The following is an 11,048-nucleotide window of genomic DNA, read 5'->3' as shown; positions in this document are numbered from 1 at the left end:
CTTACAACATAGGTATGAGTACTTCTGAGTGGAGTTGCTTATGCCGTGGGATGAGAGATCTGCCATGTCATTACGTACCGAGTTTGTGCTTTTCGCCTCGCAAGAAGGCGCTAATATCCGTGCGCTATGCCGTCAGTTCGGCATAGCGCCTGCTACCGCATACAAGTGGTTACATCGCTGGCACTCTGATGGGCGCGCCGGTCTGAACGAACGTTCTCGAGCGCCACACCATTCCCCCAGCAGAACCTCTGACACCGTTGTCCAACATCTCCGCGCTGCACACCTGGCCCATCCGATGTGGGGCGCACGCAAGCTCAAGCGGTGGCTCGAGATGCAGGGGCATACGTTACCGGCCGCCAGCACCGTGCATAACCTCATGCGCCGCCATGACCTGCTACCGGGCGGTCCGTCACCGGCGCCCACCGTCGGACGCTTTGAACATGACGCCCCGAACCGACTCTGGCAGATGGACTTTAAAGGCCACTTCCCCTTCGCCGAAGGGCGTTGTCATCCGCTGACCTTGCTGGATGACCATTCGCGCTTCTCGCTCTGTCTGGCGCACTGCCCGGACGAGCGACGTGTCACCGTGCAGTCACAGTTGATAGCGGTGTTCGAACGTTATGGCTTGCCGGAGAGAATGACCATGGATAATGGTGCCCCCTGGGGCGACACGACGGGCAGTTGGACCGCGCTGGAACTGTGGCTGATGCGTCAGGGTATCCGGGTGGGTCACTCTCGGCCTTATCATCCTCAGACTCAGGGTAAGCTGGAGCGCTTCCACCGCAGCCTGAAGGCAGAGCTCCTGCAGGGACGGTGGTTTACCCATGCCGCGCAGTTGCAGGAGGTGTTCGACGCCTGGCGAGATACCTACAACCTGGAACGCCCACACGAAGCCCTGTCAATGGCGGTGCCAGCGTCCCGTTATCAGCCTTCATCGCGACAGTACAATGGCAATCCGGCGGCAGCCGAGTATGACGAGGGGGTCCTGGTCAGGAAAGTGGATGTCAGTGGAAAACTAAGCCTGAAAGGGATGGGTCTGAAAGTGGGCAAGGCCTTTATCGGTGAATATGTCGGGCTGAAGGAAAGTGAGAGAGAGGGCTACTACGAGATATGGTGGTACAGCACGAAAGTGGGGATGATCGACCTGAGAAATAGGTCGATCATCATGGGAAAAGGATGTTAAAAAGTGTTCACCATGTCCTTGAACACCTGTCTACCATGTCCCCGGTCTGTACACTCCCACAGGGAGAGGGAACCGATCGAGCTCGCGGATCTCTCTGTGTAATACTTCATCTTTCTGCTTACTTCCAACGTCCTGAAGCGGTACGGGCAAACCCAACCTCTCCCCACTTTCCGAAGCAGTACGGGCTCATCCACGACGCAGGACGGCTCCCTCTCCCTCACTCGGGGGTTCAGTTGTTCTCGGCTGGTACTCTGGGAGAGGGTGGGGGTGAGGGGCATTTCTGTTTTCTGCGCATAGCAAAAAGGCCATCCTTGCGGATGGCCTCTTGGCTTAATTGATGCCTGGCAGTGTCCTACTCTCGCATGGGGAGACCCCACACTACCATCGGCGCTACGGCGTTTCACTTCTGAGTTCGGCATGGGGTCAGGTGGGACCACCGCGCTATTGCCGCCAGGCAAATTCGTTTCATTCTTGGCCGTTACTTTCGTAACCACCAGAACCAATCTCGGAACGTCGCTGAAAATTGTCGTCTACTCTAAAACACCTTCGGTGTTGTAAGGTTAAGCCTCACGGATCATTAGTACTGGTTAGCTCAATGCATCGCTGCACTTACACACCCAGCCTATCAACGTCTTAGTCTTAAACGTTCCTTCAGGGGCCTTAAAGGCCCAGGGAAGACTCATCTCGAGGCAAGTTTCGCGCTTAGATGCTTTCAGCGCTTATCTTTTCCGCACTTAGCTACCGGGCAGTGCCATTGGCATGACAACCCGAACACCAGTGGTGCGTTCACTCCGGTCCTCTCGTACTAGGAGCAACCCCTCTCAATCTTCCAACGCCCACGGCAGATAGGGACCGAACTGTCTCACGACGTTCTAAACCCAGCTCGCGTACCACTTTAAATGGCGAACAGCCATACCCTTGGGACCTACTTCAGCCCCAGGATGTGATGAGCCGACATCGAGGTGCCAAACACCGCCGTCGATATGAACTCTTGGGCGGTATCAGCCTGTTATCCCCGGAGTACCTTTTATCCGTTGAGCGATGGCCCTTCCATTCAGAACCACCGGATCACTAAGACCTACTTTCGTACCTGCTCGAGCCGTCACTCTCGCAGTCAAGCTAGCTTATGCCTTTGCACTAACCTCACGATGTCCGACCGTGATTAGCTAACCTTCGTGCTCCTCCGTTACTCTTTGGGAGGAGACCGCCCCAGTCAAACTACCCACCAGACACTGTCCTCACCCCGGATCACGGGGCCGAGTTAGAACATCAAACATTAAAGGGTGGTATTTCAAGGTTGGCTCCATGCAGACTGGCGTCCACACTTCAAAGCCTCCCACCTATCCTACACATCAAGGCTCAATGTTCAGTGTCAAGCTATAGTAAAGGTTCACGGGGTCTTTCCGTCTTGCCGCGGGTACACTGCATCTTCACAGCGAGTTCAATTTCACTGAGTCTCGGGTGGAGACAGCCTGGCCATCATTACGCCATTCGTGCAGGTCGGAACTTACCCGACAAGGAATTTCGCTACCTTAGGACCGTTATAGTTACGGCCGCCGTTTACTGGGGCTTCGATCAAGAGCTTCGCCTTGCGGCTGACCCCATCAATTAACCTTCCAGCACCGGGCAGGCGTCACACCGTATACGTCCACTTTCGTGTTTGCACAGTGCTGTGTTTTTATTAAACAGTTGCAGCCAGCTGGTATCTGCGACTGGCTTCAGCTCCGAGAGCAAGTCTCTTCACCTACGCGCCAGCGTGCCTTCTCCCGAAGTTACGGCACCATTTTGCCTAGTTCCTTCACCCGAGTTCTCTCAAGCGCCTTGGTATTCTCTACCTGACCACCTGTGTCGGTTTGGGGTACGATTTGATGTTACCTGATGCTTAGAGGCTTTTCCTGGAAGCAGGGCATCAACTACTTCTGCACCGTAGTGCATCGTCATCACGCCTCAGGGTTGGTAGCGTTCCGGATTTACCAGGAACACCCCCCTACACGCTTAAACCGGGACAACCGTCGCCCGGCTAGCCTAGCCTTCTCCGTCCCCCCTTCGCAGTAACACCGAGTACAGGAATATTAACCTGTTTCCCATCGACTACGCCTTTCGGCCTCGCCTTAGGGGTCGACTCACCCTGCCCCGATTAACGTTGGACAGGAACCCTTGGTCTTCCGGCGAGCGGGTTTTTCACCCGCTTTATCGTTACTTATGTCAGCATTCGCACTTCTGATACCTCCAGCAAACCTCACAGTTCACCTTCAACGGCTTACAGAACGCTCCCCTACCCAACAACGCCTGAGCGTCGCTGCCGCAGCTTCGGTGCATGGTTTAGCCCCGTTACATCTTCCGCGCAGGCCGACTCGACCAGTGAGCTATTACGCTTTCTTTAAATGATGGCTGCTTCTAAGCCAACATCCTGGCTGTCTATGCCTTCCCACATCGTTTCCCACTTAACCATGACTTTGGGACCTTAGCTGGCGGTCTGGGTTGTTTCCCTCTTCACGACGGACGTTAGCACCCGCCGTGTGTCTCCCGTGATAACATTCTTCGGTATTCGGAGTTTGCATCGGTTTGGTAAGCCGGGATGGCCCCCTAGCCGAAACAGTGCTCTACCCCCGAAGATGAGTTCACGAGGCGCTACCTAAATAGCTTTCGGGGAGAACCAGCTATCTCCCGGTTTGATTGGCCTTTCACCCCCAGCCACAAGTCATCCGCTAATTTTTCAACATTAGTCGGTTCGGTCCTCCAGTTAGTGTTACCCAACCTTCAACCTGCCCATGGCTAGATCACCGGGTTTCGGGTCTATACCTTGCAACTATTCGCCCAGTTAAGACTCGGTTTCCCTACGGCTCCCCTATACGGTTAACCTTGCTACAAAATATAAGTCGCTGACCCATTATACAAAAGGTACGCAGTCACACCACGAAGGTGCTCCCACTGCTTGTACGTACACGGTTTCAGGTTCTATTTCACTCCCCTCGCCGGGGTTCTTTTCGCCTTTCCCTCACGGTACTGGTTCACTATCGGTCAGTCAGGAGTATTTAGCCTTGGAGGATGGTCCCCCCATATTCAGACAGGATGTCACGTGTCCCGCCCTACTCATCGAACTCACAGTTAATGCATTTTAGTGTACGGGGCTATCACCCTTTGCTGCGCGACTTTCCAGACGCTTCCACTAACACAAGAACTGATTCAGGTTCTGGGCTGTTCCCCGTTCGCTCGCCGCTACTAGGGGAATCTCGGTTGATTTCTTTTCCTCGGGGTACTTAGATGTTTCAGTTCCCCCGGTTCGCCTCGTATGGCTATGTATTCACCATACGATAGTGTGTCGAAACACACTGGGTTTCCCCATTCGGGTATTGCCGGTTATAACGGTTCATATCACCTTACCGACACTTTTCGCAGATTAGCACGCCCTTCATCGCCTCTGACTGCCTAGGCATCCACCGTGTACGCTTAGTCACTTAACCTCACAACCCGAAGGTGTTTCTGTAAACAGAGACACTGTCGTGCTGTTTATTTGAGAGACTCTATGACAGGTTAATCCTTACCCCAATACTTCTACGGAGGGATAAGTTTCAGCTGTCATGTTTCAATTTTCAGCTTGTTCCAGATTGTTAAAGAGCAAAATACTTCGCAGCATACTGTTGCCAGTACACTCTGAAGTATTATCAAGGACCATATGGATATGGTGGAGCTAAGCGGGATCGAACCGCTGACCTCCTGCGTGCAAGGCAGGCGCTCTCCCAGCTGAGCTATAGCCCCATACAGTCACTTGCAGAAACCTTTATTTACCACTCGCTCAGGCAAGGCATGCTCACTGGACGTTTACGGTGTAAACGTATCGCGTGCAACGCAGCACAAGTGCGAATTTGGTAGGCCTGAGTGGACTTGAACCACCGACCTCACCCTTATCAGGGGTGCGCTCTAACCACCTGAGCTACAAGCCTATAAAGGTATTTCTGCTCGTTACTTTTTCATCAGACAATCTGTGTGGACACTGCACGCAACTGCATATCTTTAGGTAAGGAGGTGATCCAACCGCAGGTTCCCCTACGGTTACCTTGTTACGACTTCACCCCAGTCATGAATCACAAAGTGGTAAGCGCCCTCCCGAAGGTTAAGCTACCTACTTCTTTTGCAACCCACTCCCATGGTGTGACGGGCGGTGTGTACAAGGCCCGGGAACGTATTCACCGTAGCATTCTGATCTACGATTACTAGCGATTCCGACTTCACGGAGTCGAGTTGCAGACTCCGATCCGGACTACGACATACTTTATGAGGTCCGCTTGCTCTCGCGAGTTCGCTTCTCTTTGTATATGCCATTGTAGCACGTGTGTAGCCCTACTCGTAAGGGCCATGATGACTTGACGTCATCCCCACCTTCCTCCGGTTTATCACCGGCAGTCTCCTTTGAGTTCCCGCCATTACGCGCTGGCAACAAAGGATAAGGGTTGCGCTCGTTGCGGGACTTAACCCAACATTTCACAACACGAGCTGACGACAGCCATGCAGCACCTGTCTCACAGTTCCCGAAGGCACCAATCCATCTCTGGAAAGTTCTGTGGATGTCAAGAGTAGGTAAGGTTCTTCGCGTTGCATCGAATTAAACCACATGCTCCACCGCTTGTGCGGGCCCCCGTCAATTCATTTGAGTTTTAACCTTGCGGCCGTACTCCCCAGGCGGTCGACTTAACGCGTTAGCTCCGGAAGCCACGCCTCAAGGGCACAACCTCCAAGTCGACATCGTTTACAGCGTGGACTACCAGGGTATCTAATCCTGTTTGCTCCCCACGCTTTCGCACCTGAGCGTCAGTCTTTGTCCAGGGGGCCGCCTTCGCCACCGGTATTCCTCCAGATCTCTACGCATTTCACCGCTACACCTGGAATTCTACCCCCCTCTACAAGACTCTAGCTTGCCAGTTTCAAATGCAGTTCCCAAGTTAAGCTCGGGGATTTCACATCTGACTTAACAAACCGCCTGCGTGCGCTTTACGCCCAGTAATTCCGATTAACGCTTGCACCCTCCGTATTACCGCGGCTGCTGGCACGGAGTTAGCCGGTGCTTCTTCTGCGAGTAACGTCAATGAACAGTGCTATTAACACCGAACCCTTCCTCCTCGCTGAAAGTGCTTTACAACCCGAAGGCCTTCTTCACACACGCGGCATGGCTGCATCAGGCTTGCGCCCATTGTGCAATATTCCCCACTGCTGCCTCCCGTAGGAGTCTGGACCGTGTCTCAGTTCCAGTGTGGCTGGTCATCCTCTCAGACCAGCTAGGGATCGTCGCCTAGGTGAGCCATTACCTCACCTACTAGCTAATCCCATCTGGGCACATCCGATGGTGTGAGGCCCGAAGGTCCCCCACTTTGGTCCGAAGACGTTATGCGGTATTAGCTACCGTTTCCAGTAGTTATCCCCCTCCATCGGGCAGTTTCCCAGACATTACTCACCCGTCCGCCGCTCGTCACCCAGGAGCAAGCTCCCTGTGCTACCGCTCGACTTGCATGTGTTAGGCCTGCCGCCAGCGTTCAATCTGAGCCATGATCAAACTCTTCAATTAAAAGCTTGATTTGCTTCAACTCGTGAAGCGATGCTCGAAAATTAACTTTCGTAATCATTCATTCGCATGAATGACTGCTTGGTCACTCTTCAAGACTTGATATTTTTTTGCTACCGAAGTAGCTGGATATCGTCTTGTGAGTGCCCACACAGATTGTCTGATAAATTGTTAAAGAGCAGTGAGTTACGCGCTTTCGCTTGCTAACTCGAGGTGGCGTATATTACGCTTTCCTCTTTCAGAGTCAACCTTAATTTCAGGTTTTTCTCTGCGACCCCCGGAGACTCTGTGAAGTTGTTCACATGTTCCGTGTCGATGGAGGCGCATTATAGGGAGTTCCACGCAGGCCGCAACAGGTATTTTCAACAAAAAACACCGTTTGCTGCATTCCACAGCAAAACCCGTCCTTATACCCGGTTATGCACTAACTTATCCACAGAACGCATTTGGTCGGAAAATTTACGAGCGCCACGCAAACGTTTTCGCTACAATTCCCCGCGACGAAACAATCCCCGTTTTTATCGGGGCGCTACCTGAATCTGTTCCTGTCCTTCTTTATATAGGAAGAAATCCCCTCTATATAAGAAGCAACAAGGTGGAGATCCACGTAACGCTCTTTTATTGCGACTCAAAGCCAAGGGATAAAACCATGCAACAACCTCGTCCAATCCGCCGGGCCCTGCTCAGCGTGTCCGACAAAGCCGGAATCGTTGAATTCGCCGAAGCCCTCTCCCAGAGAGGCGTCGAATTACTCTCCACCGGTGGCACTGCCCGCCTGCTGGCCGATGCCGGTCTGCCTGTTACCGAAGTTTCCGACTACACCGGCTTCCCGGAGATGATGGACGGACGAGTCAAAACCCTGCACCCGAAAGTGCACGGTGGCATTCTGGGCCGTCGCGGCCAGGATGATGCCATCATGGAACAACATGCGATCCAACCGATCGATATGGTTGTGGTAAACCTGTATCCCTTCGCGCAAACCGTCGCTCGCCCAGATTGCTCGCTGGAAGACGCCGTAGAGAATATCGATATCGGTGGCCCAACCATGGTGCGCTCGGCCGCCAAGAACCATAAAGACGTGGCCATCGTGGTCAAGAGCAGTGACTACGCCGCAGTGATCACCGAGATGGATAACAACAACGGTTCACTGTTGTACCCAACCCGTTTCGACCTGGCGATCAAAGCGTTTGAGCATACCGCCGCCTATGACAGCATGATCGCCAACTACTTTGGTACCCTGGTGCCACCTTATCACGGTGAGACCGAACAGCCTTCCGGCCGCTTCCCACGTACGCTGAACCTGAACTACATCAAGAAGCAGGATATGCGCTACGGTGAAAACAGCCACCAGCAGGCCGCCTTCTATATAGAAGAGAATGTGCAAGAGGCCTCCGTGGCCACCGCCGACCAGTTACAGGGTAAAGCACTTTCCTACAACAATATCGCCGATACCGATGCGGCGCTGGAATGTGTGAAAGAGTTTGCCGAGCCGGCCTGCGTGATCGTCAAGCATGCCAACCCTTGTGGCGTTGCTATCGGTGAGAACCTGTTTGCCGCCTATGAGCGCGCCTACCAAACCGATCCAACCTCGGCCTTTGGCGGCATTATTGCCTTTAACCGTGAACTGGACGCCAAAACGGCACAGGCAATCATCAGCCGTCAGTTTGTTGAAGTCATCATTGCGCCAAGCATCAGTGCAGATGCCCGCACTCTGCTGGCGGCGAAACAGAACGTACGCGTGCTGGCGTGTGGCCAATGGCAACATCGCGTCGCAGGGCTGGACTTTAAACGCGTCAACGGGGGTCTGTTAGTACAGGATCGCGATCTGGGTATGGTGACCGAAGCCGATTTGCGCGTGGTATCCGAACGCCAGCCAACCGCTCAGGAGCTGCGTGATGCGCTGTTCTGCTGGAAAGTGGCCAAGTTCGTCAAATCCAACGCCATCGTCTATGCGCGCGACAACATGACCATCGGCATAGGCGCCGGGCAGATGAGCCGCGTTTACTCCGCCAAGATCGCCGGGATCAAAGCCGCTGACGAAGGGCTGGAAGTCAAAGGCTCCGCCATGGCGTCTGACGCCTTCTTCCCGTTCCGTGACGGCATTGATGCGGCTGCAGCGGTTGGTATTACCTGCGTGATCCAGCCGGGTGGGTCGATTCGTGATGATGAGGTGATTGCAGCAGCCAACGAACACGGCATCGCGATGATCTTCACCGACATGCGCCACTTCCGCCATTAATCCCTTTTGCTGCGTGCGCTCAATGCGCACGCCGTTTATGGAGCACCTGATGAATATTTTAATTATTGGCAACGGCGGGCGTGAACATGCGCTGGCCTGGAAAGCAGCCCAATCGCCATTGGCAGACAAGGTTTACGTGGCCCCGGGTAATGCGGGTACCGCATTGGAAAGCAATCTGACCAACGTCGATATCGCCCCAACAGATATCCCGGCGCTGGTTGCCTTTGCCAAGGATAATGCCATCGATCTGACCATCGTTGGCCCGGAAGCGCCGCTGGTGATCGGCGTGGTAGATGCCTTCAAGGCCGCCGGGTTGAAAATCTTTGGCCCGTCACAGGCCGCAGCACAGCTTGAAGGCTCCAAAGCCTTTACCAAGGATTTCCTGGCTCGCCACGCTATCCCAAGCGCTGCCTACCAGAACTTTACCGAAGTGGAACCTGCCTTGGCCTACGTACGCAGCCAAGGCGCGCCGATTGTTATCAAGGCAGACGGCCTGGCGGCAGGCAAAGGCGTGATCGTCGCGATGACGTTACAGGAAGCCGAGGACGCCATTCAAGATATGCTGGCAGGTAATGCGTTTGGCGACGCCGGGCATCGCATCGTGATCGAGGAGTTCCTGACAGGCGAAGAAGCCAGCTTTATCGTCATGGTCGATGGCGAGAACGTGGTGCCAATGGCCACCAGCCAGGATCATAAACGTGTCGGTGACGGCGATACTGGCCCGAATACCGGCGGCATGGGGGCCTACTCGCCAGCGCCAGTGGTGACGGATGAAATCCACCAGCGCGTAATGGACCAGGTGATCTGGCCAACCGTGCGCGGCATGGCGGCTGAAGGCAACACCTATGTCGGCTTCCTGTACGCTGGCCTGATGATTGCTGAGGATGGTCAACCCAAGGTGATCGAATTCAACTGCCGCTTTGGCGACCCGGAAACTCAGCCGATCATGCTGCGCCTGCGCTCCGACCTGGTTGAACTCTGCCTGGCTGGGGCCGAAGGCAAGCTGGATGAGATGACTTCCGAGTGGGATGAACGCCCTGCTCTCGGCGTGGTGTTGGCGGCTGGCGGCTATCCTGCGGATTATCGCCAAGGGGATGTGATCTACGGCTTGCCTCAGCAAGAAGATGCCAATGGCAAAGTGTTCCATGCCGGAACGCGTATGCAAGGGAATGACGTCGTGACCAACGGCGGGCGGGTGCTATGCGTTACGGCTTTGGGCACAACGGTGGCTCAGGCTCAGCAGTTAGCTTATCAGCTAGCGGAAGGTATTCAGTGGCAAGACAGCTTCTGCCGCAAGGATATCGGCTACCGCGCTATCGCACGCGAGCAATAACAACTCTTTGAGATACCAGCAGGCTCTGTTCGCAGGGCCTTTTTTATGCGCTAAAGGGTATCTTTGGTGGGTTCCCAACTGCAGAAGTCATTATTTGCCACCAATAACAGCTCACGACCTTCCGGCCCATCCAACCAGGCTACGTTCACTGGCTGACTGCTGTTGGCCGCACGCCGCATGATCCACTCTTCAGCCTGTTGATCCAAACCCGGCTTCACGACTTCGCCGTTGCACAGCTTCACCGCGCCTTGCTGCCAGTGCCCTTGTAACAGCCGTACTCGACCGGCATTTAGCGCATCGCTCAATTCCAGTATCCGCCGTGCCTGATATTGATAGAGCACAACTTCATCGTTGGAGAGTTTCTGGCGCTGAGTGGCCAGTTGGCGCTGCATAAAGCTGACGGTACCGTTGGCGGTGAAACGCAGTTGAATAGAGTCGCGATCGCCATCCGCATCGTTGCGTTTGATTTGATACAACACGCCGCGTTGATATTCATACAACGTTGTGACGGTACCCGGCCCGCGATAAGGGCTGTAGACACTCAACAGCACCACTGGCCGCTGCTGGCCGTCATCTATCCGCCACACCCGCATTACCCCTTGATCGGCCACAAAGCCGCTGGCGGTAAAGGTTGGCGGGGCTGAACGGAAACTACAAGCACTCAAGGCAGCAACAACCGTAACCGCCATGAGTGCCCGTTGAATAAACAAAAGGGGCGCCAACGCCCCCCTGTTTA

The 11,048-nt window shown here is 54.4% G+C and carries 4 protein-coding genes, 2 tRNA genes and 3 rRNA genes; 3 read left to right on the top strand and 6 right to left on the bottom strand.

The window, feature by feature from the left end:
• The first annotated feature begins 28 nt into the window (after positions 1–28).
• Positions 29–1,183 carry an IS481 family transposase gene (locus KGP21_RS01945; protein WP_371822648.1) on the top strand — a complete coding sequence of 385 codons (1,155 nt, stop codon included), beginning with the start codon at positions 29–31 and terminating at the stop codon, positions 1,181–1,183.
• A gap of 339 nt (positions 1,184–1,522) precedes the next feature.
• On the opposite strand, the gene rrf is transcribed toward KGP21_RS01945, so the two are convergent.
• The 5 genes from rrf to KGP21_RS01920 all read right to left on the bottom strand — a co-directional run bounded on the left by rrf (position 1,523) and on the right by KGP21_RS01920 (position 6,743).
• Positions 1,523–1,638: ribosomal RNA gene (gene rrf / locus KGP21_RS01940) — 5S ribosomal RNA — on the bottom strand.
• 101 nt (positions 1,639–1,739) lie between these two features.
• Positions 1,740–4,647 (bottom strand): 23S ribosomal RNA (locus KGP21_RS01935).
• Between the two features lie 219 nt (positions 4,648–4,866).
• Positions 4,867–4,942: transfer RNA gene (locus tag KGP21_RS01930), tRNA-Ala, on the bottom strand.
• A 108-nt stretch (positions 4,943–5,050) separates the two neighbouring features.
• Positions 5,051–5,127: transfer RNA gene (locus tag KGP21_RS01925), tRNA-Ile, on the bottom strand.
• 75 nt (positions 5,128–5,202) lie between these two features.
• A 16S ribosomal RNA gene (locus KGP21_RS01920) occupies positions 5,203–6,743 on the bottom strand.
• The 16S, 23S and 5S rRNA genes sit together here with 2 tRNA genes alongside, the layout of an rRNA operon.
• A 646-nt stretch (positions 6,744–7,389) precedes the next feature.
• Here KGP21_RS01920 and purH point away from each other — a divergent pair.
• Entirely contained in the window at positions 7,390–8,979 is a 1,590-nt protein-coding gene (gene purH / locus KGP21_RS01915) for a bifunctional phosphoribosylaminoimidazolecarboxamide formyltransferase/IMP cyclohydrolase (protein ID WP_094983315.1), read from the top strand.
• Positions 8,980–9,028: 49 nt separating this feature from the next.
• Complete coding sequence (gene purD, locus KGP21_RS01910) at positions 9,029–10,312, top strand: phosphoribosylamine--glycine ligase (RefSeq protein ID WP_209555371.1); 1,284 nt, start codon at positions 9,029–9,031, stop codon at positions 10,310–10,312.
• Positions 10,313–10,362: 50 nt separating this feature from the next.
• Here purD and KGP21_RS01905 read toward each other — a convergent pair whose 3' ends face one another.
• Positions 10,363–11,001, bottom strand: coding sequence for a DUF1481 domain-containing protein (locus KGP21_RS01905; RefSeq protein ID WP_021808055.1), 639 nt, complete (start codon positions 10,999–11,001; stop codon positions 10,363–10,365).
• Between the last annotated feature and the right edge of the window lie 47 nt (positions 11,002–11,048).

This window comes from Serratia sp. JSRIV004 (assembly GCF_019968705.1).
Classification (GTDB): Bacteria; Pseudomonadota; Gammaproteobacteria; order Enterobacterales; family Enterobacteriaceae; genus Chania; species Chania fonticola_B.
The sequence above is the reverse complement of the archived record's forward strand: the minus strand, read 5'-3'. Positions and strand labels throughout refer to the sequence as shown.